The organism is Ferrovibrio sp. (assembly GCF_046297595.1).
Taxonomy (GTDB): domain Bacteria; phylum Pseudomonadota; class Alphaproteobacteria; order Ferrovibrionales; family Ferrovibrionaceae; genus Ferrovibrio.
Window position 1 is genome coordinate 60762 of the sequence record NZ_JBKBHT010000008.1, and the last position, 23241, is coordinate 84002.

The 23241-nt window shown below is 64.6% G+C and carries 19 protein-coding genes; 11 read left to right on the plus strand and 8 right to left on the minus strand.

The features are described 5' to 3' along the window. Window positions 1–92 precede the first annotated feature (92 nt). The 3 genes from rpsA (at window position 93) to ACK4FJ_RS17845 (ending at window position 4724) form a co-directional block, all read left to right on the plus strand. Window positions 93–1820 carry a 30S ribosomal protein S1 gene (rpsA, locus tag ACK4FJ_RS17835; protein ID WP_409768084.1) on the plus strand — a complete coding sequence of 576 codons (1728 nt, stop codon included), beginning with the start codon at window positions 93–95 and terminating at the stop codon, window positions 1818–1820. A 135-nt stretch (window positions 1821–1955) separates the two neighbouring features. Further along, a complete protein-coding gene (locus ACK4FJ_RS17840) occupies window positions 1956–2618 on the plus strand; it encodes a hypothetical protein (protein ID WP_409768085.1) in 663 nt (220 codons plus the stop codon). A 6-nt stretch (window positions 2619–2624) separates the two neighbouring features. Further along, on the plus strand, window positions 2625–4724 hold the full coding sequence (locus ACK4FJ_RS17845) for a CHASE2 domain-containing protein (protein WP_409768086.1): 2100 nt from the start codon (window positions 2625–2627) through the stop codon (window positions 4722–4724). A gap of 4 nt (window positions 4725–4728) precedes the next feature. Here ACK4FJ_RS17845 and ACK4FJ_RS17850 read toward each other — a convergent pair whose 3' ends face one another. Then, the gene (locus ACK4FJ_RS17850) at window positions 4729–7863 is read right to left on the minus strand and encodes a CHAT domain-containing protein (protein ID WP_409768087.1); all 3135 of its coding nucleotides are present in this window, start codon (window positions 7861–7863) and stop codon (window positions 4729–4731) included. 246 nt (window positions 7864–8109) lie between these two features. On the opposite strand from ACK4FJ_RS17850, the gene ACK4FJ_RS17855 reads away from it, so the two are divergent. After that, window positions 8110–8427 carry a DUF3606 domain-containing protein gene (locus ACK4FJ_RS17855; protein WP_409768088.1) on the plus strand — a complete coding sequence of 106 codons (318 nt, stop codon included), beginning with the start codon at window positions 8110–8112 and terminating at the stop codon, window positions 8425–8427. A gap of 29 nt (window positions 8428–8456) precedes the next feature. Here the strand turns inward: ACK4FJ_RS17855 and ACK4FJ_RS17860 are convergent, their stop codons facing one another. Both ACK4FJ_RS17860 and ACK4FJ_RS17865 read right to left on the minus strand, forming a co-directional pair. After that, window positions 8457–9980 (minus strand): hypothetical protein, encoded by a 1524-nt coding sequence (locus ACK4FJ_RS17860; protein ID WP_409768089.1) that lies wholly within the window; start codon window positions 9978–9980, stop codon window positions 8457–8459. A gap of 181 nt (window positions 9981–10161) precedes the next feature. Further along, complete coding sequence (locus tag ACK4FJ_RS17865; RefSeq protein WP_409768090.1) at window positions 10162–10695, minus strand: RNA methyltransferase; 534 nt, start codon at window positions 10693–10695, stop codon at window positions 10162–10164. Between the two features lie 59 nt (window positions 10696–10754). Between ACK4FJ_RS17865 and ACK4FJ_RS17870 the strand changes: the two genes are divergently transcribed. Together ACK4FJ_RS17870 and ACK4FJ_RS17875 are read left to right on the plus strand one after the other, a co-directional pair. Next, complete coding sequence (locus ACK4FJ_RS17870) at window positions 10755–11792, plus strand: asparaginase (RefSeq protein WP_409768091.1); 1038 nt, start codon at window positions 10755–10757, stop codon at window positions 11790–11792. 1 nt (window position 11793) lies between these two features. Continuing rightward, window positions 11794–12246 carry a GNAT family N-acetyltransferase gene (locus tag ACK4FJ_RS17875; RefSeq protein WP_409768092.1) on the plus strand — a complete coding sequence of 151 codons (453 nt, stop codon included), beginning with the start codon at window positions 11794–11796 and terminating at the stop codon, window positions 12244–12246. A 4-nt stretch (window positions 12247–12250) separates the two neighbouring features. On the opposite strand, the gene ACK4FJ_RS17880 is transcribed toward ACK4FJ_RS17875, so the two are convergent. From ACK4FJ_RS17880 to ACK4FJ_RS17890, 3 genes are all read right to left on the minus strand, one after another. Further along, on the minus strand, window positions 12251–13063 hold the full coding sequence (locus tag ACK4FJ_RS17880; protein ID WP_409768093.1) for a hypothetical protein: 813 nt from the start codon (window positions 13061–13063) through the stop codon (window positions 12251–12253). Between the two features lie 24 nt (window positions 13064–13087). Beyond that, complete coding sequence (locus ACK4FJ_RS17885; protein ID WP_409768094.1) at window positions 13088–14230, minus strand: CobW family GTP-binding protein; 1143 nt, start codon at window positions 14228–14230, stop codon at window positions 13088–13090. A 75-nt stretch (window positions 14231–14305) separates the two neighbouring features. Next, window positions 14306–15601, minus strand: a complete 1296-nt coding sequence (locus ACK4FJ_RS17890; protein ID WP_409768095.1) for a nucleotide sugar dehydrogenase — start codon at window positions 15599–15601, stop codon at window positions 14306–14308. A 141-nt stretch (window positions 15602–15742) separates the two neighbouring features. Here ACK4FJ_RS17890 and ACK4FJ_RS17895 point away from each other — a divergent pair, with 141 nt between their 5' ends. The 4 genes from ACK4FJ_RS17895 (at window position 15743) to ACK4FJ_RS17910 (ending at window position 20445) form a co-directional block, all read left to right on the plus strand. Then, complete coding sequence (locus ACK4FJ_RS17895) at window positions 15743–16900, plus strand: glycosyltransferase family 4 protein (protein WP_409768096.1); 1158 nt, start codon at window positions 15743–15745, stop codon at window positions 16898–16900. After that, window positions 16897–17901 carry an MraY family glycosyltransferase gene (locus tag ACK4FJ_RS17900; RefSeq protein ID WP_409768097.1) on the plus strand — a complete coding sequence of 335 codons (1005 nt, stop codon included), beginning with the start codon at window positions 16897–16899 and terminating at the stop codon, window positions 17899–17901. Before ACK4FJ_RS17895 ends, ACK4FJ_RS17900 begins: the two co-directional genes overlap by 4 nt. A gap of 58 nt (window positions 17902–17959) precedes the next feature. Continuing rightward, window positions 17960–19873 (plus strand): polysaccharide biosynthesis protein, encoded by a 1914-nt coding sequence (locus ACK4FJ_RS17905; RefSeq protein ID WP_409768098.1) that lies wholly within the window; start codon window positions 17960–17962, stop codon window positions 19871–19873. A gap of 260 nt (window positions 19874–20133) precedes the next feature. Then, the gene (locus ACK4FJ_RS17910; RefSeq protein ID WP_409768099.1) at window positions 20134–20445 is read left to right on the plus strand and encodes a DUF305 domain-containing protein; all 312 of its coding nucleotides are present in this window, start codon (window positions 20134–20136) and stop codon (window positions 20443–20445) included. Window positions 20446–20470: 25 nt separating this feature from the next. On the opposite strand, the gene ACK4FJ_RS17915 is transcribed toward ACK4FJ_RS17910, so the two are convergent. Further along, entirely contained in the window at window positions 20471–21448 is a 978-nt protein-coding gene (locus tag ACK4FJ_RS17915; RefSeq protein ID WP_409768100.1) for an HpcH/HpaI aldolase/citrate lyase family protein, read from the minus strand. A 180-nt stretch (window positions 21449–21628) separates the two neighbouring features. On the opposite strand from ACK4FJ_RS17915, the gene ACK4FJ_RS17920 reads away from it, so the two are divergent. Continuing rightward, entirely contained in the window at window positions 21629–22351 is a 723-nt protein-coding gene (locus tag ACK4FJ_RS17920) for an isochorismatase family protein (protein WP_409768101.1), read from the plus strand. On the opposite strand, the gene ACK4FJ_RS17925 is transcribed toward ACK4FJ_RS17920, so the two are convergent. Next, complete coding sequence (locus ACK4FJ_RS17925; RefSeq protein WP_409768102.1) at window positions 22330–23241, minus strand: site-specific tyrosine recombinase XerD; 912 nt, start codon at window positions 23239–23241, stop codon at window positions 22330–22332. The two genes, ACK4FJ_RS17920 and ACK4FJ_RS17925, sit on opposite strands and share 22 nt — an antisense overlap.

Here is a 23241-nt window from a genome sequence, read left to right on the forward strand (position 1 = left end):
TCGCGTCGGCGCCGGATGCCTGCCCGCCCCGCGGTGGTGCTTTCAGATTTGCACCCCGGCAGGCCCAATATCAGGGGCATCTAGGAGAAAATATGGCTAAGCGTAGTGCCGCTCAGGCTGCGGAGACCTATTCCGCGGATAACGAGAATTTTGCCGCCCTGCTCGAAGAGTCGTTCACCAGTTCCTCCGCCATGGAAGGTTCGGTGGTCAAGGGCATCGTGGTTGGCATCGAAAACGATTTCGCCCTCATCGATGTGGGCCTGAAATGCGAGGGCCGCGTCCCTCTGAAGGAATTTGCCGGTCCGGGCCGCGCCGCCGAGATCAAGGCGGGCGACGTAGTCGAGGTGTTCCTCGACCGCATCGAGAATGCCATGGGCGAGGCCGTCATCAGCCGTGACAAGGCCCGCCGCGAAGAAGCCTGGGAGAAGCTGGAGCAGAGCTTCAACGCCAACCAGCGCGTCGAAGGCGTGATCTTCGGCAAGGTCAAGGGCGGTTTCACCGTCGACCTGTCGGGCGCCGTCGCCTTCCTGCCGGGCAGCCAGGTCGATGTGCGCCCGGTGCGCGACATCGGCCCGCTTATGGGCCAGCCCACCCCGTTCCAGATCCTCAAGATGGATCGCCGCCGCGGCAACATCGTCGTGTCGCGCCGCGCCGTGCTGGAAGAGAGCCGCGCCGAAGCCCGCAGCGAGCTGGTTTCCAACCTCAAGGAAGGCCAGATCCTCGACGGCGTGGTCAAGAACATCACCGATTACGGTGCGTTCGTTGACCTAGGCGGTGTCGATGGCCTGCTGCATGTCACCGATATCGCCTGGCGTCGTGTGAACCATCCATCCGAGGTTCTGTCGATCGGCCAGACCGTGAAGGTGCAGGTCATTCGCGTGAACCCGGAAACCCAGCGCATCAGCCTGGGCATGAAGCAGCTCGAGGCCGATCCGTGGGAGGGCGTGAAGTCCAAGTACCCGGTCACCGCGCGCTTCATGGGCCGCGTCACCAACATCACCGACTACGGCGCCTTTGTGGAGCTGGAGCCGGGCGTCGAGGGTCTGGTGCACGTCTCGGAGATGAGCTGGACCAAGAAGAACGTCCATCCGGGCAAGATCGTCTCGACCTCGCAGGAAGTCGAAGTGATGGTGCTCGAGGTCGATCCGGCCAAGCGCCGCATCAGCCTGGGTCTGAAGCAGTGCATGTCCAATCCGTGGGATGCCTTCGCCGAGAAGCACCCGGTCGGCTCGACCATCGAGGGCGAGATCAAGAACATCACCGAATTCGGTCTGTTCATCGGTCTCGACGGCGGCGTCGACGGCATGGTGCACCTGTCCGATCTCGACTGGAACAAGCCGGGCGAGCAGGTCATCGCCGAGTACCAGAAGGGCCAGGTGGTGAAGGCGCAGGTTCTCGACATCGACGTCGAGAAGGAGCGCATCTCGCTCGGCATCAAGCAGCTCGGCAACGATCCCTTCCAGTCGCTCGGCGACCTGAAGAAGGGCGGCGTGGTCACCTGCACCGTGGCGGCCGTTGATCCGCGCGGCATCACCGTCACCGTCGGCGACGGCGTGCAGGGCTACATCCGCAAGGCCGAACTGAGCCGCGACCGCGACGAGCAGCGTCCGGACCGCTTCTCGGTCGGCGACAAGCTGGATGCCAAGATCGTCACCATCGACGGCAAGGCCCGCAAGCTGACCCTGTCGGTCAAGGCGCTGGAAATGGAAGAGGACCGCAAGGCGATGGAACAGTATGGCTCCACCGACTCGGGCGCCTCGCTGGGCGACATCCTGGGTGCCGCCATGCGCAAGAAGAAGGACGAGGACGCCGCCCAGTAAGGCAGGCTTCCAAACCCAAGACAAAACCCCGGCGGAGCGATCCGCCGGGGTTTTTCTTTTTTGCCGGCATACGGCCTTATTGCCGTCCCCCGCCTGGTTGGCGGTATACTGGCGGCAGGTGGGCAGGGGGATGTCATGGGGATTCGTTTCGTACTGGTCGTGCTTGCCGGCTGCCTGTTGTTGGCCGGCCCGTTGCAGGCCCAACAGAAGGCCGCCGCCGTGGTCGAGGATCTCTCGGCGCCCGTGGCCGGCATCGAGGTGTTCGATTTTCTCGAACCCGGCCGTGTCATCAAGCTGCCGGCGGGAACGCGCCTTGTCCTCGGCTATATGAATTCTTGCCTGCGCGAGACGATCACCGGCGGCACCGTCACCGTCGGTGCCGAGGCCTCCACGGTCAGCGGCGGCAAGCGGCAGGCCGAACAGCTCAAATGCGCCACCAACCTGGCGCTGGGCAGCAGCCAGGCCGGTAAGAGCGGCGCCATGGTGTTCCGCCGCGGCCCCGGCACCGGCAAGACACCGGCCAACGTGCCCGAACCCAGCGTTACGCTGCTCTACACCGCGCCGGTCTTCGCGGTCGAGCAACCGGGCGAGCTCACCATCGAACGTCTCGACCAGCCTGAAACCGTCTTGCTCTACAAGGCCAGCGGTAAGCTATTCGATCTGGCCAAGATCGGCAAGCCGCTCTATGCCGGCGGCATCTATCGCGCCGTCCTGCACGGCAAAAGCACGATCTTCCGCATCGATCCGGGCGCCGCCGATGGCGGCGGCCCGTTGCTGCTGCGCCTCGTCCGTTTCTGATCCGTCATGACCCGGCCACGTCCGCGCGATCTGGCCGTCATCGCGGCGGCGGCACTGGGCGCCGCTGCCCTGCTAGCCAGCCCGGCCGGTATCTGGCTGCATGGGCCATCGCTCGACCTGGCCTATCCGCTGCGGCATCTGTTGTTCGGGCCGCAGGCTGCCCCGCAGCAAAGCCATGCCGTGGTGGTTGCCATCGACGAGGCGACCTATCGCACGCCGCCCTTCAGCGAAACGCCGCAGGCCGCCTGGCCACCCCTGCTGGCACCTGTGCTGAACGCGGTCGCCGCGGAGGCCGCCGTGGTCGGCTTCGACGTGGTCTATTCCACCTCGCTTGATTCTCTTCAGCATGGCTTTGAACGCGACTTCCTGATTGCCCTGCGCAACGCAGCGCACGCCGGCCGACTGGTGCTGGGCAAGGTGCAGCATTCCCAGCAGCCGATCCTGCCGCATCGGGCCCAGCAGGTCGCCGTGGGCGGCGCCGGCAACATCCGAGCGCTGAATCTGTTCGAGGATCCCGACGGCATCATCCGCCGCGTGCCGCTGGATTTCGCCACCGCCGATGGCGGGCGGGAAACGAGCCTGGCCGCAGAACTCGCGCAGCGTCGCGCCGGTGTGCCGCTCAGCCGCGATGCTGGCGGTAATTACACGCTCGGATCGCGTCGTATCGCCGCCGATGCCGAAGGCAATATTCTGGTCGGCTTCAACACCGGCCCAGGTGATATCCCGAGTTATTCGATGGCCGATCTGCAGGCCTGCGCGGCGGCGGGTAATACCGAGTATTTCAGGCAGCATTTCGCCGGCCGTGCCGTGCTGTTCGGCACCGTACTGGATGTCGAGGACCGCCGCCTGACGTCCAAGCGCCTGATCACGACGCCCGATGGCGCCAATCCGCCGCCGCCCTGCATCCTGCCTAGACCGCAACCCGCCCCGTTTGCGCGCGACAGCATGCCCGGCGTGTTCATCCACGCCGCCGCGATCAATAACCTGCTGGATGCTGGCGAACTGCGCGAATGGCCCGCGGTTAGTGTCTTCGTCGCGGCGCTGGCTGTTGCGCTTGCCGGCGGTCTGGCCGTTTTTTACCTGCCATTGCTGCCAGGTATTGCCGTGGCGCTGGCCGGCGGCCTGCTGCTGCCATTCGTCGCGGCCGCGCTGCTGCGCCAGAATATGGCCATGCCCTGGCTGAATGTCGCTGGCGCCCTGCTGCTGGTGCTGGGCGCCACGGTCGCTTACCGCTTCATGGTGGCCGACCGCGACAAGCGGCTGATTGCCCGGCTGTTCGCGCTCTATCTGCCGGCTGCCATGGTCGAGCGCATGGTGACCAGTGGCCGCCTGCCCAGCCTGGGCGGCGAGGAACGCGAGGTCACCATCCTGTTCAGCGACATCGCCGGCTTCACCGGCATTTCGGAAAGCTGCTCGCCGGCCGAACTGGTGCAGGCGCTGAACGGTTATTTCTCGACCATGACGGCGATCATCGAGGAGCATGGCGGCTTCGTGGATAAGTATATCGGCGATGCCATCGTGGCCGTGTTCGGCGCGCCGCTGGACGATACCAAGCATGCCGCCCATGCCCTGCGTGCCGCCCTGCATATGCGCGATGCGCTGTTGCGTGAACCCGAACGTTTCGCCGTGAAGGGCCGGGTGCTGAACACGCGGATCGGGCTGAATACCGGACGCGCGCTGATCGGCAATATCGGCTCGCCGCGCCGGTTCAATTACACGGCGATGGGCGATGCGGTGAACCTGGCGGCCAGGCTGGAGGGCGCCAACAAGCAGTATGGCACCATGATTCTCGCCAGCGAGGCGACCATGGATGCCGCCGGCGATGCTGTCTTGGCGCGGCCGATCGACAGCGTTCAGGTGGTGGGCCGTTCAACCGCCGTGCGGATTTTCGAACCCCTGGCGCGCCAGGGCCGCGCCGACGCGCGGCAGAACCAGATCCTTACGGCTTATGCCGCGGCTCACAAGGCGGTGGTCGGTGGCGACGCGGCGGCAGCCGTGGCGATCCTGCGGTCCCTGTCCGATGACAAGGCGGCGCAGTACTGGATCGAGCGGCTGGAGCGCGATCCCACATCGGGCGTCGCGCCGCGCGCCCTGACCGAGAAATAGAAAACTAGCCGCCGTCGCCCATCAGGCTGTAGGGCGCCCAGAAGATCGGATGGGCATAGCTGAACAGCGTCTGGCCGTTTTCCTGATAACCCGGACCGTCCAGCAACGCGACCATCGCCTGGCGCAGGGCCTCGGCGCGGCTGAGTTTCGCATCCACCGACTGCCGGCGGAACAGGTCGGTCACCAAGTCGCGGGCCGAGGCCGAATGCACCGACCAGTTGGTGAGCAGCAGGGCGCGCGTACCGGCATAGAAGAAAGCGCGCCCCAGGCCCGATGCGGCTTCCGCGCCCGCACCGGCGCCCGAGCCGGTATTGCAGGCCGACAGCACGACCCAGTCGGCATCCAGCTTCAGGCCCAGGATTTCGTCCATGGTCAGCAGGCCGTCGCCGTCCACATCGGCCACCTGCGGCGCAGTCAGCGCCAGCGCCGGCTGGGTCAGGCCGTTCAGGTCGCCCGGCACCAGGCCATGGGTGGCGAAGGCCACCACGCGATATTTGTCCAGTGGCGTCTGCCGCACGGCTTTTTCGTTGGCCTGTTTGCCGAGAAACAAAACTTTCGCCGGATCGCTCTGCATCGCCAGCGCCACCGAACGCAGTTCATCGGCGGTATCGGGCAGGCGCGGCAGCAGGCCGAGCTCGGCGCTGTCCACGCCGGTGGTCTGCGGTGCGTTGCGGCGTTTCAGTTTGGCGCCGCGCACGGCCACCGGATCGGCCGAGGCGATCCGCAGCGATGTTTCCGCGCTGGCTTCGGCGGCCTGTTCGGCATTGAAGAAGGGGTCGCCGAAGCCGACCAGCGGTTCGCGCTGGGCGCCGCCGGCCGGCAGGCCGCGCAGGGTCTTCAGCGCCGCTGTGGACGGCAGCTGCGTCACGGCGTGGCTGCGCGCCAGCCAGGGCACGGATTTATAGCCGCCGAACAGCGGCGCGGCCTTGAGGTCGACCTGCGCCGGCGCGGTCGGCAGCAGAGCCAGCGGCAGCAGACCGAGCGCGCCGTTGGTGACGACGAACAGGCTCTTCGCCGGTTTCCAGCCGGCTTCGACCGGCTGCAGCAGCGTGGCGTATAATTCATGCGCCAGCGCCAGGTCGAAGGCCGGGATGTCGCCCAGCGTCTCCGCCTGCGGCTCCAGGGCCAGCCGCAGTTTCTGCACCTTGGCCTCGATGGCTTTCGACCCCAGCGGCACGGCAGCGAAGGCCACGGCACCCTGCTTGGGTACCACCCAGACGAAGCTGTTTTCCTGCGCCAGATAGAACGATACCAGCGCCTCGCCATTGCGCAGCACGGTGCGGATATCGTCCACGGCCGGGGGGCGGGGGTCGATCAGGTTGGCATATTCGGGAAACTGCTTCTCGATCTGCTGGCGCGTGGTGGCGCGGCTGTCGCGCAGGGTATCGACATCCTTGCGCATGGCCAGGATCGCCTTGTCGTCGCGCTGTTCCGGCGGCAGGGCCAACAGGCTGGACAGCAGGCCGAACTGGGCCGCGATCTGCTTCTGCTGATCCTGTTCCTGACGCACCAGTTCGGCCAGTTTCGGATCGCGGACGGAGGCACGGGCCGCCGAAGCGGCCAGGGCGCGCTGCACGTTGCGGCCGCGTGCGGCGTCAGCCAGGCGGAAGCTTTCGCTGCCGGCATCGATGCCGGCGCCGGCCGGCGTGCCCTGCACGCGGGCCAGCAACACGATGTAATCCTCGATGATGGTCTGAACGAAGAAGTCGCGTGTGGCCAGGCCCGCGTCTTCGGTTTCCGCCTGGCGCGAGGCCGACAGCAGGATCGGCACGGCATCGCGGAAGGCCGCCATTGCTTCCTGATCACGTCCGGCCGAGGCTAGCGCGATACCGAGCAGGCCACGATCCATCGCTACCTCGAAATGCTTGTCGCCCATCCGCTCGGCCTTGAGCTTCACCGTCTGTTCGGCGACGTCCACGGCATCGCTGCCGCGGCCGGTGCGGGCCAGCGTGAGGATGCGGGCGGGGTTGCGGCGGATGACGCGGGCGCGGCCTTCGCCCCAGCTTTCCGTGGCGACCATCATCTTTTCATACAATTCGGCGACTTCCGGCCAGCGTCGCTGCAGGGTCAGGGTGTTGGCGATCGCCCGCTGGGTGTTCAGTGCCGCCAGCGCGTTTTCGTCATAGCCGATCTCGCGATAGATCTCGGCGGCGGTGCGCGCCATCTTCTCTGCTTCCGCCAGGCGGCCCTGTTCGAGCAGGACATTCGACAGGCTGCTGGCGAAGGAGGCCGTGCGGAAACTGTATTTCCCGTCGCGGCGCAGATTGTTGAGCAGAGCCTGGCGGATATCGACTTCCGCTTCGGTCATGCGACCCTGGGCCAGTTTCAATTCGCCCAGATTGGCAAGGATCAGGTCGGCAGCGCTTTCGATCACGCCAGCGGCCGGTGGATCGGGCCAGTGTTTGGCGCGTTGCTGGGTTTCCTTGTTGTTGATCAGGGCCGTCGCTACGGCGGCCTCGGCTTCGGCATATTGGCCGCGGTAGCTGGCGAGCAGCGACTTGCTGAGGGCAATGTCGGTCTGCCACGAGGAATAGAACATGTAGTTGCTCGGCCCACGCGGATTTCCGACGATTTCGCTGTACTGGAATTCCGCCTGTTCGACAAAGCGCTTAGCCATGGTGAAGTTGCCGGCCGTGACCGCGCCCTGCACGATGCTGCGATAGATGTTGAACAGGCGGCCCTTCATGCGGCCCTTGCTTTCGGCTTTGGCGAGCTGGACGTAATAGGCCAGCGATTCCTGCAGTCTGCCGGTCATGCGCAGCAGGCCGGCATAGAGCTGCTGCATGCGATAGACGTCAGCGCCGACGGAGATGCCGAGTTCGATGGCGGGGCCCAGATCGGTCAGGGCGGCCTCGGCGCGACCGATCAGATTGGCGGCCTGGGCGCGTTCATAGAGAAATTGGCTGCGCTGCCGGTTGTCCAGGCCGGGCGGCTCGGGGGCCTCGGCCGCCGCGATCAGTTTTGCGCGGCGGGCCGGATCGGGCTTTTCCTGATCCAGGATGGCGACGATATCGGCGATGCTGCGCGGCGGCGCGGTCAATGTGGCCGCCGTCTGCTGCTGCGCCATAGCTGTCATCCATCCGGAGGCAATCGTCAGCCCCAGGGCACCCAGAACCATCCCGGCGAAGGTCCGACGCATGATGGCTCCCCCATTGATTGTGATTGCCTTGCAGGCTAGCCCGCCCGCCAGGCAATGAGAAGGGCGATTAATGCCCACCCACCATGGGATATTGTTTACCAATGGACTTCTGGGAATGCCGCTTCGGGTTGCGCATATGGGTGCCGTGTTTCTTTTCCCGCGCAGGAACCCCGGAAGGAACCTCGGCGGCGGGTTCGGCGTTTTACAGACCGGGGGAAACAGAAGGATACCGGACAGGAGGACGCCATGAATGAACGCAAATCCAGCCGTGAAGACGCCCTTGATGCCGGATTGCGCGACAGTTTTCCCGCCAGCGATCCGGTGGCCGTGAGCCAGCCGACCACGGCGACACCCTCGCAGGACGGTCATCGCGACGCCCGGGCGGGCGACAAGGCCCGCGAAACGCTGGCAGCCGCACACAGCCGGGTGAACGTGAGCACGGAACAGGACATCCAGTACTGGATGAAGAGGTTCGATGTTGCCGAGGACAAACTGAAGGAAGCGGTGCGCAAGGCGGGCTTCCTGCCGCAGGATGTGGCGGATTACCTGGGCAAGCCCCTCTAAGGGGCAAGCCGCTCTGGGTTTCGCCGGCCTCAGGCTTTGGCGCCGGCCAGCGGATCGAAATACAGCGCCACTTTCTTCGCCGCCTGGGCATCCAGGCAACGGTATTTCATGGCGACGAAACCTTCATCGGTATAGCGCACGACATCGCCTTCGGCATCGAAGGTGATCTGCAGCTTGGGATTCTTGATCTTCACTGTGAGTTTCAGCAACTCGCCTTCCAGGAAGGTGCCGCTGATCGGGCCGAACAGCAGGCCGATATTACTCCAGTTCTTCAGCGGGATGCGCGCGCCTTCTAGAACCACATGGTCTTCCGGGCCGCACTGGTTGCGGGTGGAACGGCGCTGGTCGCCCTTGGCCAGCCGCTGGATCAACGGATCCAGGATGCCGAGGAACTGTTCGCGACGATGGTCCGACAGGCCGGCGCTGACGGTTGCCTTGCGCAGCTCGTTGGCGATCTCGACCTTTTCCTCCGTCGAATAGGCGGGATCGACGAATTCCTTTTCCAGATCGCGATGCTCGTAAAGATAGGAAATATATTTGAGCAGGATTTCCTTCGGGCCGTCGCCGATCACTTCCTCGAACAGCTTGAGCGCCGTCATCAGCTTCGGCGCCGAGTAATAGCCAGGCACCAGTTTGTTGAGCTTCTCCGCCGTGACCAGGCGCACCATACGCTTCTCGAACAGGTCTGCGGCACCCAGCTCCAGGGCGAAGTCGCGATCCTTGGTCAGCAGGGCATAAACTTCCCGCGTGGCAGGGAACTCTTCGGCCGGTTCTTCCGACAGCAGCGGCACCGACGAGATCAGCAGGCGGCGCAGCAGCTGGATCACCGCGTCGCGCAGGGCCGGCATGGTGTGTTTGGCCACGGCGGCATGTAGGCGCTGGGCGAATTCGGTGTCGTAGGCGGCGTCATCGATCGCATAGCGCTTGTCGAGGATCGACATCAGCTGGATGATGCGCAGGCGGGCATCGCGGAATTTGCCGAGCAGTTCGGGGACCGCCGATTTGGCCTGCAGGATCTCGGCCAGGGCTTCGTCGAGGATGCCGGCCGCACCGGCATCGATGCCGGTATCGAACAGGGCCAGGCAGCGATCGGCCTTCTCGGTCCAGTTCTTGGAAAATTCAAGGTGATGGGCCAACGCGCAATAGGCGATGCGCGTGCCGTAAAGCGGGTCCGAGGGAATCAGCTGCGCCAGCAGACGATGGGTCAGTGGCGTGGCGGGCAGGCGCTTCTCGAAGGTTTCCACCTGGGTGATCGCCGCCGTGGTGATCGCATAGAGCTTCTTTACCTTGTCGCGTACCGGCGAATTGGTCGCCTGGGCCTGGGCGACTGCAGCTTTCTGCACCAGGGCCGCACAGAGATTCTCCGCGCCGTTGAGCAGCTTGGCGTGACCGCTGTGGTGCAGCAGCTCGATCGGGATCAGGATATTCTCGTCGAGATAATCGCGGCAGACCCGGCCGATCATGGCGCGCGCACGGCGCTCGGACAGCGCATGCGCGTCCTGACACAGGACGACGCCGCCGGCGACTTCGGTGATGCCCGTCGGTGCACTCACGTTCATAACGGTTTGCCTGCCTTCACCCTGGCCTTCTGTTACGAGCCAATTACGCACACTATGGCAGTCGCCGGGTTAAAAGGGAATGAGCAGGTCCTTGATTCTATTAGAAATCGGGCCTGTCGCCTTGATGCTTAACCGCAGATTGCCGTGGCCCCGGCCAATCCGGCCTGCCGCAGCCTCATTCCCTGCCGCCGGCAGGGCGCTTGGGGTGTCGGCCACCGGGATTCCCGGCCGTCGTGGCCCTGGCCAGGGGGGAAAGCGGCCGCTCCCCGAATTTGCCCAGGGTGATCAGCCGATCATACATCACGATGGCGCCAGCCACGCCGACATTGACGCAGAAGCTGGTCGGGATCTTGATCACATGGTCGCAGCGGGCCACCAGCTCGGGACTCAGCGACCCCATCTCGGGGCCCAGCACATAGGCGGCACGCAGCGGGTGGCGGAAGCGTGGCAGCTCGATGGCCTCGTCCAGCAGCTCGATTCCAACCAGCTTGCAGTTCTGCGGCAGGCTGAGCTGGGCGGCGCCGTCATAGACATACCAGGGCAGGTTCTCGGGTGTCTTGCTGGTATCCGAGCGCGCCGCCGTCACCGAATAGGTGGCGCCGATGGTGAAGACGAAGCTGGCCCCGAAGGCGTGTGCGGTACGGAAGAGGGTGCCCGCATTCATCGGTTTGCTGAGGCGCTCGACGCCGATTCCGAAAAAGCCGCGCATCGCCAGCCCCGTTTGTTGTGTGTATAAGCGGCCCGGAAGCATTTTTCAGGAGTACAGCCATGGGCAACCCTTTCGGTCCCCTGCCGGCCCCCGGCGCGCGGCCCTTTATCGTCGAGGTCAGGCGCGGCATGCAAGTGGAAAGCCGCCATCCGGTGATCGCCGCCGTGGTCGATGCCGATGGCAACACGGTGGCAGCCTGGGGCGACGAGACGCAGACGATCTTTCCGCGCTCGTCCAACAAGGCCCTGCAGGCCCTGCCGCTGGTCGAATCCGGCGCGGCTGATGCCTTCGGCTTAAGCCAGGCTGAACTGGCCCTGGCCTGCGCCAGCCATGGCGGCGAGGCGCGCCATACCGAAACCGTGGCGGCTTGGCTGGCCCGCATCGGTCGCCAGCCCGACGATCTCGAATGCGGGGCGCACTGGCCCTACCACGAGGAGACCGCGCGCCAGCTGGCCCGTGATCGCCAGTCGCCCTCCAATCTGCATAACAACTGTTCGGGCAAGCATGCTGGGATGGTTTCGGTGGCCACCCATCTGGGCGAGGATATCCGCGGCTATGTGAAGCCCGAGCATCCGGTGCAGCGCCGCGTCACGGCGGCCATCGAGGATGTCTGTGGGGTGAAGATTTTGCCTGAGTATTTCGGCACCGATGGCTGTTCGATGCCCACCATGGCGATCCCGCTGCGTAACCTCGCTTTTGGCTTTGCCCGCTTCATCACCGGAACTGGCCTAGCACCGGAACGCGCGAAGGCGGCACGACGCCTGGCTGCGGCGGTGGCGGCCGAGCCGTTCTTCGTGGCGGGCACCGGGCGGTTCTGCACAGCCGTGATGCAGGCTGGTGGCGGAAAATTCATTGCCAAGACCGGCGCCGAGGGCGTTTATACGGCGGCCTCTGCCGCCGCCGGGATGGGAATCGCATTGAAGGTGCTCGACGGCACGGCACGCGCGGCGCAGACCGCGCTGGGCGGCCTGCTGGAGCATCTTGGCTGGCTGGACGAAGCCGGCCGCGAGGCGATCCGGCCGCTGGTCGAGCAGCCGCTGAATAACTGGCGCGGCATCAACGTGGGCAGCATCGGCCTGGCCCCGCCCGGATTCTGAGATGACTGTCATTGCTATCGAGGATCCGGGGCAGGCCGATATCGTGGCCCTGCTGCGTGCGGCCGATGATTGGTATGCCACGCTCTATCCGGCCGAGAGCAATCATCTGCTGGATGTCGGCACGCTGCAGAAGCCCGAGGTCAGCTTCTTTGTCGCGCGACAACCGGATGGTGTCCTGCTGGGGTATGGCGCCGTTGTGGATCAGGGTGACTATGCCGAGATCAAGCGCATGTATGTGGCGCCTGCCGCACGCGGCCTGAAACTGGGCCGTCGTCTGCTGCAGGATCTGGAAAGACGGGCGGCAGAACTTGGCCATGCCTGCATCCGGCTCGAAACCGGCATCCGCCAGCCCGAGGCCATTGGCCTGTACCGCAAGGCCGGTTATCGCGAGATCGGCCCGTTCGGCGATTACAGTCCCGATCCGCTCAGCCTCTTCATGGAAAAGCGGTTGTAATCGCTTAGTCTGGCGATTGTGCCAGCGCCGCACCGATGGCGGCATCGGCCGCCGCCGCCTGTCGCACGTCGCGGCCGGCATGGGGCGCCAGCCAGCGCGCCAGCGCCAGCAGCCAGGCCATGCGCCGCCGCAGCTTGCGCATGGCATTGCGCGCATCCGGTGAGGCTGCCGCCAGCGTGAGGGCGGCGATGCGCGGCAGTTGCGGCTCGACGCTGCCGCGGTCGTAGCGCACCAGCGAATAAAGGAACAGCAGTAGGTCGCGCGCCTGCTTCTCGGCCAGCGTCATCCCGGGCAGGTTGTGATCTTCGAAATCCAGCAGGCCGGGCTGGTTGTTCGCATAACTGAAGTTGCGGATCTGTGCGCCGCCATGCCAGTGCCCGGCGGCATGCAGCCGGTTAAGCAATGCGCCGGCCTCGGCGATCAGGCGCCAGCGTTCGTCGGCATCCGAGGCTGCATTCAGTCGCGGCTCCAGTGCCTCGCCGGCATCGCTCAGCACCAGCCATTGCCCCGAACAGGCGACCACGGCGGGCACCGGGAATCCGGCCTGGGCCAGTTCCCGGATCGCCGCCGCTTCCATGGCCAGGCCAAGCGCACCAGTCTGGTTGCGCGCGGGCAGCAGGATCGGCAGGGCGAAAACCGTGGCGATGATGCGTTGCATCAGCACAGAAGATCGCAGGCGCGGCGGGCCTGCCGTCTTCACCCACAGGCGGCGGCCGTTATACGTCACGGCGAAGACGCGCGTGCGCGCGGTGCCGCGCAGGCTGCGGATCAGTGCGACCAGTTCGGGGTCGGCCGGATGTTCGGTGTTTTCCGTCATGCCGGGACGTTCATGCCGGAATGCTCACGCTTGGGCGGCTGAAACCGGCGCGGCCTGCTGCAGGGCATTCAGGGTCTGCTCGATCACTTCGCGCGGCAGGTCTCGCGTAATGAAGACAATACGACTGCGGCGATCCGCATCGGGCCAGGCCGGGATGGTCGCCGGCGGGTGGAACAGGTGCTGCACGCCATGGATCACCACGGGCCGGTCGACGCCCTGCACGTTCACCAGGCCTTTCACACGCAGCAGGTTGTCGCCGCGATAGGCTGCCAGCAGGTCGAGCCAAGTGGCCAGCGTATTCCAGTCGAAGGTCTGCTCGAAGGTCAGGCAGAAAGACTGGATCGTGGCATCATGCCGATTGACGTCTATCGAGCCGTCCGGATTGCGGAAATGTTCGTGCTCGTGGCCATGGTGGTCATGGTGATGATGTCCGTGATCATGCCCGTGGTGGTCATGCTCATGATCGTGGTGATGGTGGCCCTCGTCATAGGCTTCCGCCCGCAGCCAGTTCTGCACGTCGAAACTCTTGGTGGTGGGGTCGTACAGGCCGGCGTTGAAAATCTGTTTTGGCGCGATGTCGCCGCCGATGGCTGTGAAGATGGGCGCGCCGGGGTTTAGATGTTGCAGGCGGTGACGCAGATGCTGCACGGCCTTGGGCTCGGCCAGGTCTACCTTGGTCAACACCAGGCGGTCGGCCACGGCGGCCTGCTTTATGGCCTCCTTGTGGTGGTCCAGTGTGCTGTTGCCATTGACCGCATCGACCAGCGTGACCACGCTTTCCAGCCGGCAGCGCTCGGCCACCACCGGATCGCTCATCAGGGTGTGCAGCACCGGTGCGGGATCGGCCAGGCCGGTGGTTTCGATTACCACGCGCTTGAATGGCTTCAACTCGCCGCGATCGCGCTTCTGCGTCAGATCGCGGATGGTGTTCACCAGGTCGCCGCGCACGGTGCAGCACAGGCAGCCCGAACTCAGCAGCACGGTGTCTTCCTTGCTCGAGGCGATCAGGGCGTGATCCAGGCCGATCTCGCCGAATTCATTCACGATCACTGCCGTTTCGCCCATATCCGGGTGGCGCAGCAACCGGTTCAGCAGCGTGCTTTTGCCAGCACCGAGAAAGCCGGTGATCACGGAAACCGGAATGCGGGTATCGACCTGTTCGGACATCTGTGGGCTCCTGTTGAGACAGGATATTTCGGTCAGGGGGGTGGCGATGTCCAGTGGTTTGGGCGGGAAGTCGGCTTACAAGGTCCAGTATTGCCGTCCTGCGGGTATTTTCTGGCCGCGCCAGATGCCTTTAAGGTCAGCCACCATGCCGCCGTCGCGCACCAGTCGGGCCAGTTCGGCTCGGTTGATGGCGCGGTACTGCTGGTGCGGCACAGCCGCTATCACGGCATCGAAATCGGCGAGCTGGTCCAGCCGGGGGCTAAGCATCACGCCATATTCGTGCTGCGCTTCATGGGGGTCGGCCAGCGGATCATGCACACTCACCTTGTGGCCCAGTCTTCTCAGGCTGCCTATCAGATCGGCCACCTTGGAGTTCCGCAGATCGGGCACGTCTTCCTTGAAAGTGAGGCCCAGTACCAGAATGTTGCTGCTTGGCCGGATGCGCGCCGAGATGGCCTCGCCGATATAGGCGCTCATGCCGTCATTGATGGCGCGGCCCGAGAGGATGATGCGGGCATGATGGCCCAGTTCCTCGGCACGGTGCGCCAGATAATAGGGATCAACGCCGATGCAATGCCCGCCGACCAGGCCAGGCTGGAATTTCAGGAAATTCCACTTGGTGCCGGCCGCTTCCAGCACATCATAGGTCGAGATGCCCAACTTGCCGAAAATCATCGCGATCTCGTTGACGAAGGCGATGTTGATGTCGCGTTGGGCGTTTTCGATCACCTTGGCGGCCTCGGCCGTCTTGATTGTTGGGGCCAGGTGAATGCCGCCGCTGGTTATTTTGCCGTAGATTCGTTCCAGTCGGGCCGCGATGTCCGGGGTTTGACCGGCCACCACCTTGGTGATCTTGTCCACCGTATGGACCTTGTCGCCGGGATTGATGCGCTCAGGCGAATAGCCGAGGAAGAAGTCCCGGCCGCAGGCTAGGCCGGATTCTTGTTCCAGGATCGGGCCGCAGATGTCTTCCGTCACGCCGGGATAGACCGTGCTTTCATAGACCACCACGGCCTGCGGCATTGGGGCTTGGCGTAGGGCGTGGCCGACCGTGCGCGAGGCCGCGCGCACCGGGCCGAGGTCGGGCGCGTTCTTGTCGTCTACCGGCGTCGGCACGGTCACGATGTAGACCGTTTTGCCCGGTAGGTCGGCCGGATCGGCACTCAGGCGCAGGCTGGACACGCGCAGGGCATCGGGCTCGATCTCGCGGGTGCGATCCTCGCCCTGTCGCAGTTCGTCCACCCGGACCTGGTCGATATCGAAGCCGAGCACATCGAAATGCCTGGCGAGTGCCACGGCCAGCGGCAGGCCTACATAGCCCAGTCCGATCACGGCAATGGTTTCGGCAGGAGGAGAGGCTGAGGCGGTCACGGAGGAACTTTCGATTGCGGACGTCCAAGGGGGGTACCCGCCCCGGTTCGTCCTGTCAACAAATCGCCCTGGAAACTTGGTTTTTGGCGGAAATTATAGGGATGCCTTGACCCGCCTCCCGCCAGCCGGTAGAGCGCGGGGATGGCCCGCCGTCTGCTCTTTGTCGTTCAGGAAGCGCTGTTCTTCACCACCCACCGGCTGCCGGTCGGGCTGGCGATGCGCGACCGCAGCTGGGACGTGCATGTGGCTGCCCCGCCGGACCCTGCCGTGGCGGCGCGGATAACCGCGGCCGGCCTGCATTTCCACCCTATCCCCCTGGGGCGCGGGGGACAGAATCCGCTGGCCGAACTGCGCCTGCTGCTGGCCTTGGCCGGGCTGTTCCTGCGTCTGCGGCCGGCCTTACTGCATCTGGTATCGATCAAGCCTGTGATCTGGGGCGGTTTGGCCGCCCGGCTGCTCGGCCTGCCTGCCGTCGTGCATGCCATCACCGGCCTTGGCTATCTGTTTATCCGTGCCGATGGCCGGCGCGGCCTGCTGCACCGGGTGCTGTTTCGTCTGTATCGCTGCGCCCTGCGCCACCCCAATGCCGTGACGATCTTCCAGAATCCAGACGATCTGTCGATTTTCACGCAGGAGCGCCTGGTGCCACCGGATGGGTGGGTGATGATCCGCGGTTGTGGGGTCGACATGCGGGTTTTCAGTGAACAACCCGAGCCGGCCATTGGTCCAGAACATCCGCCGGTGGTGATGTTTCCCGCGCGCCTGCTGGGCGACAAGGGCGTGCGTGAATTCGTGGCGGCTGCCGAAAAGCTGCGGGCGGAAGGCATGAATGCGCGGTTTGTGCTGGTCGGCCGGCGCGATCCCGACAATCCGACCGATATCGGCGAGACCCAGCTGCAGCAATGGGTTACGTCGGGCATCGTCGAACACTGGGGCTATGCCGAGGACATGCCGGCGATGTTGGCCCGAGCGCATATCATCGTATTGCCATCTTATCGTGAAGGTCTGCCGCGTGGCCTGATCGAGGCGGCAGCCGTGGGCCGCGCCATTGTCACAGCCGATGTGCCTGGTTGCCGAGAAGTCGTACGCCACGAGGTGAATGGCTTGCTGGTGCCGGTGCGCGACGGAATGGCGACCGCTGCTGCCATTCGCCGTCTGCTGAAGGATGCCGCGCTGCGCCATCGTCTGGCCGCCGAAGGCCGCAGGATGGCGGAACGCGAATTCTCGGTCGAAGGCTTTGTTGATGCCAGCCTCACCGCTTACGAACGCCTGCTGCGGTCACGGGGAGAACGGCTGTGAGCGAGCGCTGGATGATCGCCCTGGCTATTGCCAGCGCCACAGGCCTGTTCGTGGCGCTGGCGCTCAAGCCGCTGATCGTCTGGCTAAAGCGCCGGGCGGTCTGGGATATTCCAAATGAACGCTCCAGCCACAGCGAGATCACGCCGCGTGGCGGCGGCATCGCTGTCAGTGGCGGCATCCTGCTCGGGCTCGCGGCCTGGTTCTCACTTGCGCCCGATGTTGATGGGTCATTGCTGCTGCTCGGCATGGCGGCCCTTGCCATAGTGTCATGGCTGGATGACCGCCGTGGTGGGCTGCCGGTCGGCCTGCGGTTCGGCATTCAGGTCCTGGCTGTCGGTCTGGTGATCGCACTGTTGCCGGCGGAACGCAGTGTCACAGCCGGTTTCGCACCGCTGTGGTTGGAACGCATCGTGCTGTTCATGGCCTGGCTGTGGTTCACCAACCTGTTCAACTTCATGGATGGCATCAACGGCATCACCGGTGTGGAAATGGCGACGGTTGGCATCGGCATGGCGGTGATGGCCGTCAATCCTGACCTGGTCGGCGCGCCGGCCCTGATCGTGGCGGCCGCCGGACTCGGTTTCCTGCCTTGGAACTGGGGCAAGGCCAAGATTTTCCTTGGCGATGTGGGCAGTGTGCCGGTTGGCTATCTGCTGGGGGGAATGCTGCTATTCCTCGCTCTTGAGGGCGCCTGGGCGGCGGCACTGATCCTGCCGATGTATTACTGGATGGACGCCACCGTCACGTTGTTGCGCCGCCTTTTGCGCGGCGAGAAAATCTGGCAGGCCCATCGCAGCCATTTCTACCAGCAGGGTGCCCGCAGGCTTGGCAGCCATGCTGCCGTTTCCCTGCGTATTGCTGGCCTGAACCTGATCCTGATCGGCCTGGCGCTGGCCAGCCTGCATTCCTGGCCTGTGGCACTGGCTTCCGTTGGCCTTGCCATGCTGGCTTCTGCCGCCCTGTGCAGGCATTTCGCCGAGCGGCCAGAGCGGGTAGGATGACGCAGAATGCCCCTTTTGCGTGAATCCCGTGCTTTCTGACCTGCTGACATTCCACGGTATGAACCGGCGCGTCCTCGTGGTGGCGCTGCACGATATCGTCATGGCAGCTGCCTCCTTCATGCTGGCGCTCGGCCTGCGCTATTGGCTGGCGGATATCCCATGGTCGCCGGCCGAGTCCTGGGAAGGCATGCTGGTCTTTACCGCCGTGGCCGCGGTGGTGTTCCGATATGCCGGGCTGTATCGGGGTATCTGGCACTTCGCCTCCCTGCGCGACATGCTTGCCATTCTGCGCGGCACAATTCTCTCATTGCTGATATTCCTGCCCCTGCTGTTCTTCGTGACCCGGCTGGAATCCTACCCTCGCAGCGCCCTGGTTTTGCAGTTTTTCATCCTTGTTGCCCTGCTGGCCGGTCCGCGGCTGATGTATCGGGCCTGGAAAGAGGGGGGTCTGGTCCGTGCGCTCAAGCGGGGCGACGACAATCGCGTGCCAGTTCTTCTGCTAGGTTCGGGCCAGGCCGCCGACGCCTTCATCCGCGAGATGGAGCGGCGTGATGCTGTCTATCGTATCGTCGGCATCGTCGACGATTCCGAGCGACGGCATGGCCGCGACCTGCGTGGCGTGCGCGTGCTCGGCAGCCTTGCCGATCTGCCAGCCATCGTGCGGCAGTTGCGCGAAGCGGATCGGCCGCGCCGCGTCATCGTTACCGACGACCGCTTCAGCGGCCGGGCTATGCGTGACCTGGTGGAAGCGGCAGCACAGCTTGCCATCACGGTTGCGCGTTTGCCGCGCCTGACTGAATTTCGCAAGGAGGGCGACGGCCGGCAGGATGTGCAGCCGATCGCGGTGGAAGACCTTCTTGGGCGGCCGCAGCGCGTACTTGATCGGGCGGCGGTGACGCGCCTGATCGCCGGCCGCCGCGTGCTGATCACCGGTGCGGGTGGCACCATCGGGTCTGAGCTGGTACGTCAGGTGGCGGCCATTGGTCCGGCCCTGATCGTGCTGTTCGAGCAGAGCGAACATGCGCTGTATCAGATCGACATCGAGCTGGCCGAGCACGCGCCGTCGGTGCCCCGCGTCGCCCATCTGGGCGATGTTCGCAATGCCGAAGCGGTTGATCTTGCTTTTGCCCAGTATCATCCGGACATCGTGCTGCATGCCGCTGCCTACAAACATGTGCCGTTGGTGGAGGCCAATGTCGGTGAGGGCGTGCTGACCAACGCCATCGGCACACAGATCGTGGCCAATGCCTGTCATCGCCATCATGTGGCAGTCATGGTGATGATCTCGACCGATAAGGCCGTGAACCCAACCAACGTGATGGGGGCCACCAAACGCGTGGCCGAAATGGTCTGTCAGAGCCTCGATCTTGAGCGCCCGACCGGCGGTAATGCCGGCACGCAGTTTGTCACCGTGCGGTTTGGCAATGTGCTCGGGTCTTCAGGATCGGTCGTGCCGCTGTTCCAGCGGCAGCTTGGCAATGGCGGCCCACTGACCGTGACCCATCCGGATGTAACGCGCTTTTTCATGACCACGCGGGAAGCGGTCGAACTGATCCTGCAGGCAGCAGCAATGCCGCGCGAGGCTTTGCATGCCGAAGGCAAGATATTTGTACTCGATATGGGCGAACCGGTGCGTATCCAGGATCTGGCGCGACAGATGATCCGCCTCGCCGGCAAGCGGCCCGATACCGACATAAAGATCGCGTTCACGGGTCTGCGGCCGGGCGAGAAACTCTATGAGGAGGTTCTGCACCAGGATGAGAGCCTGGTGAAGACGCCGGAGGAAGGCGTGCTGCTGGCCTCACCGCGCGTGATCGACCGCGCCGATCTGGAACAGATGCTGGCCCGGCTTTCTGCCGCTGCTGCAAGTCGCGACAATGCGGCGATTCTGGCGCTGCTGAAATCCCTGGTGCCGGAATTCCACCATGCCCCGGAGGGGCAGGATAAAGCTGCGCCCGTTGCGGCCGGCTGACAGCATCCCGTTCGGAACCATTCGCTTTCCCCACCTGTTCAGGTTGGGTCTGCCAAGGGCAGTCCTCGACGCAACGGGAGGCTGGCATGTCCTATTACCGCTTCGGCATCATGATCGCCGTATCCACCCTGGTGATGTATGGCCTGATGTATCTCAACACCTACGCATTCGCCCATGTCTGGTTCAGCCAGACGCGTGTCTAGATGGCGCTGCTCATGGGCGCAACAATGGCGGCGGTTATGCTGGCATTCATGTTGCCGATGTATGCGAACCGTTGGGTGAATATAGGGATATCCGCCGCAGCCGTGATGGTCTTTGCCGCTTCGCTGTGGCTCGTGCGCAGCCAGAGCACGGTGGGGGATGTTGCCTATATGAAGGCTATGATCCCGCACCATTCGATTGCGGTGATGACCAGCGAACGCGCGCGTATCCGCGATCCGCGCGTGCGACGGCTGGCCGACACGATCCTGGAGACACAGATCCGCGAAATCGCGGAAATGGAGGAACTGATCGCCGATCTGGAGCGCAATCCGCCGGCAGCGGATGCGCCCTATCTGCCGGCGGCGCGCTAGATTCCAGCGCGCTGGATTTGCGCCGTCAGCCCTTCGCGATCAGTTCGGCCTGCTTGACGATGCCTTCGGCCTGGCGGATCGAGGCGATGTCGATCAGTTTGCCATCCAGTGCCACGGCGCCCTGGCCCTTGGCCTGGGCGTCCTTCATGGCCTCCAGGATGCGGCGGGCCTTCTTCACTTCTTCTTCGGGCGGGGTGTAGACTGCATTGGCCAGAGGAATCTGGCTGGGATGGATCGCCCATTTGCCTTCGCAGCCCAGGATGGCGGCGCGGTTCGCCTGAGCGGTATAGCCCTCATTGTCCGAGAAGTCGCCGAACGGTCCGTCGATGGGGCGCAGGCCATTGGCGCGGGCGGCCACCACCATGCGGGCGATCGCGTAATGCCACATGTCGCCCCAGAAATACTCGCGCGGCTTGTCGCCGTCCTTGTCGGTCAGCACGCCATAAAGCGGGTTCGGGCCGCCGATGGACGTGGTGCGGGCCCGCGTCGACGCGGCGTAGTCGGCCACGCCGAAATGCAGGCTTTCCAGGCGCGGCGAGGCGGCGGCGATCTCATGGATGTTCTGCATGCCGAGCGCGGTCTCGATGATCGCCTCGATGCCGATGCGCTTCTTGAAGCCTTTCGCCGTCTCGATCTGGGTCAGCAGCATGTCGACGGCATAGATGTCGGCCGCCGTGCCTACCTTGGGCACCATCAGGAGATCCAGCTTGTCGCCGGCGCCTTCCACCACCTCCACCACGTCGCGGTACATGTAATGGGTGTCAAGGCCGTTGATGCGTACCGACATGGTCTTGTTGCCCCAGTCGACATCATGCAGGGCCTGGACGATGTTCTTGCGCGCCTGCGGCTTGTCGTCGGGCGCCACGGCATCTTCGAGATCGAGGAAAATCACGTCGGCGGCGCTTTTCGCGGCCTTCTCGAACAGCTTCACATTGCTGCCGGGCACCGCCAGTTCGCAGCGGTTCAGCCGGGCCGGGGCGGGGGTGATGGTCTTGAAGCTCATGGCGCTGACTCTCCCTGTGGTCTTGCTGCATCTGCTAACTGGAGCGGAGGAGCTTGGCAAGGGCTGTAGTGGCTTTTCTCCCCGGCAGTACTGAAGCCCTTGAGTCCGCACGGGAAAACATCGGCCGCTGGATTGCGTCCCGCGCTGCTAGACTCGTGCTGAAACGACTCGGAAACCGCCATGCCGCCAGCCGAACCCGATCTGCGCCCTTCCGGTGCCAGGCACGATAGCAGCCTGCCGCGCTGGGCGGTCGAGAAGATGATCCGGCGCCGTAACGGACGGCGTTACGCCTTCGAGGACCTGCGGCCGGCCCGCACCGCCCTGATCGTGATCGATCTCATGCAGGGCTATGTCGACGGCACGCCCTGTGCCGCCTCGATCATTGCGCCAATAAACGCCTTGGCGACGGCCCTGCGGCGCGCCGGCGGCCTGATCGCCTGGGTCCTGCCCGATCCGGCGATGCAAGATATGCCGCATCTGCAGGCTCTGTGGGGAGAGGATCATATCCGCAAGACCACGGCCGGCATGGTGCCGGGCATGGCGCTGGCCACCGGCCTGCAGACCGATGCGGCCGATCTGAAGGTGAGCAAGAGGGCTTACAGCGCGTTTTTCCCCGGCAAGTCGCCTTTGCCCGACCTGCTGGCGTCGCGCGGGATCGATACAATCCTGATCGCGGGCGTGCTGACCAATATCTGCTGCGAAAGCTCGGCGCGAGATGCAATGACGCTGGGTTACCGCGTTGTGATGGTGTCAGATGCCAATGCGGCGCGCAGCGACGCCGAGCACCAGTCGGCCCTGTATAACGTGATGCGCAATTTCGGCGATGTCAGGGAAAGCAGCGAACTGATCGCATTGTTTGATGCGATGCCTGCCGCTGTAGATCAGCCCTTCGCCAGCGGATGATGCTGGCGTACCAGGGCCTGTTTCCGCGCTTCCAGCACATGGGTGTAGATCTGCGTCGTGCTGATATCGGCATGGCCCAGCATCTTCTGCACCGCGCGCAGGTCGGCGCCATGGGCCAGCAGGTGGCTGGCGAAGGCATGGCGCAGCACATGGGGCGACACTTTCGCCGGATCGATGTCGGCCGCCACCGCTAGGTCCTTCAGCAGTTGGCCGAAACGCTGGCGCGTTAAATGCCCGCTTTCGCCGCGCGAGGGAAACAGCCAAGGTGAGTTTTTGCCGGTGATGAATTCGCTGCGCCAGCCGGCATAGTCCTCGATGGCCTGCCGCGCGGGCTCGCTCAGGGGCACCAGGCGTTCCTTGCCGCCCTTGCCGCGGATCACCAGGAAACGCGGGTCGTCGCCGAAAGGCGGCCAGCGCAGGGACACCAGCTCGCTCACGCGCAGGCCCGAGGCATACAGCACTTCCAGCAGGGCGGTCAGCCGCGCCGCCTCGGCCGGATCATCGCGCAATTCACGCGCGGCCTGCAGCAGGCGATCGACCTCATCTTCGCTCAAAAGTTTGGGCAGCGGTCGCGCACGTTTCGGCGCATCCAGCAGGGCGGCGGGGTCGTCGCTGCGGATGCCATCCTGCAGCAGGAAGCGGAAGAACTGCCGCAGGGCCGAGAGCCGTCGCGCCGCCGTGGCCGGTTTCAGTCCGGCATCGGCCAGGCCCTGCACATAGAGGCGCAGGCTGTCTATGCCGATGCGTTCGGCGCTTTCGTTGCGCGCGGTCAGGAAGCCGGCGAAATCGGCCAGATCGGTCTGGTAGGCCAGCAGGGAATTCTTCGCCAGGCCACGTTCTGCGCTGAGCATTTCCAGGAAGGCATCGATATGTCGCTCGGCCCGCGCCAT